Here is a 1,497-nt window from a genome sequence, read left to right as displayed (position 1 = left end):
CTGTGGAACGAGCGGCGGACGGGTGAGTAACACGTGGGCAACCTACCTGCAAGACTGGGATAACCCCGGGAAACCGGGGCTAATACCGGATGATGACGTGAATCGCATGATTCATGTTTGAAAGATGGCCTTTGTGCTATCACTTGCAGATGGGCCCGCGGCGCATTAGCTAGTTGGTGGGGTAAGAGCCTACCAAGGCAACGATGCGTAGCCGACCTGAGAGGGTGATCGGCCACACTGGGACTGAGACACGGCCCAGACTCCTACGGGAGGCAGCAGTAGGGAATCTTCCGCAATGGACGAAAGTCTGACGGAGCAACGCCGCGTGAGTGAAGAAGGTCCTCGGATCGTAAAGCTCTGTTGTTAGGGAAGAACAAGTACCGTTCGAACAGGGCGGTACCTTGACGGTACCTAACCAGAAAGCCACGGCTAACTACGTGCCAGCAGCCGCGGTAATACGTAGGTGGCAAGCGTTATCCGGAATTATTGGGCGTAAAGCGCGCGCAGGCGGTTTCTTAAGTCTGATGTGAAAGCCCACGGCTTAACCGTGGAGGGTCATTGGAAACTGGGGAACTTGAGTACAGAAGAGGAGAGTGGAATTCCACGTGTAGCGGTGAAATGCGTAGAGATGTGGAGGAACACCAGTGGCGAAGGCGACTCTCTGGTCTGTAACTGACGCTGAGGCGCGAAAGCGTGGGTAGCAAACAGGATTAGATACCCTGGTAGTCCACGCCGTAAACGATGAGTGCTAGGTGTTAGGGGTTCCAACCCTTAGTGCTGCAGTTAACGCAATAAGCACTCCGCCTGGGGAGTACGGCCGCAAGGCTGAAACTCAAAGGAATTGACGGGGGCCCGCACAAGCGGTGGAGCATGTGGTTTAATTCGACGCAACGCGAAGAACCTTACCAGGTCTTGACATCCCGCTGACCGGCCTAGAGATAGGCCTTCCCTTCGGGGCAGCGGTGACAGGTGGTGCATGGTTGTCGTCAGCTCGTGTCGTGAGATGTTGGGTTAAGTCCCGTAACGAGCGCAACCCTTGATCTTAGTTGCCAGCATTTAGTTGGGCACTCTAAGGTGACTGCCGGTGACAAACCGGAGGAAGGTGGGGATGACGTCAAATCATCATGCCCCTTATGACCTGGGCTACACACGTGCTACAATGGATGGTACAGAGGGCAGCGAGACCGTGAGGTTTAGCCAATCCCTTAAAGCCATTCTCAGTTCGGATTGCAGGCTGCAACTCGCCTGTATGAAGCCGGAATCGCTAGTAATCGCGGATCAGCATGCCGCGGTGAATACGTTCCCGGGCCTTGTACACACCGCCCGTCACACCACGAGAGTTGGCAACACCCGAAGTCGGTGGGGTAACCTTTATGGAGCCAGCCGCCGAAGGTGGGGCCAATGATTGGGGTGAAGTCGTAACAAGGTAGCCGTATCGGAAGGTGCGGCTGGATCACCTCCTTTCTAAGGATGAAACGTGGAACATTGATTCCACAT

Annotated in this window: 1 rRNA gene; it reads left to right on the top strand. The window is 55.2% G+C overall.

Annotation, left to right across the window (positions count from 1 at the left end):
• Positions 1 to 1,464, top strand: a 16S ribosomal RNA gene (locus FPQ10_RS12730); the annotation flags it as partial.
• Positions 1,465 to 1,497: the final 33 nt, after the last annotated feature.

The organism is Allobacillus sp. SKP2-8, from assembly GCF_007559355.1.
Classification (GTDB): domain Bacteria; phylum Bacillota; class Bacilli; order Bacillales; family Alkalibacillaceae; genus Allobacillus; species Allobacillus halotolerans.
The sequence above is the reverse complement of the archived record's forward strand: the minus strand, read 5'-3'. Positions and strand labels throughout refer to the sequence as shown.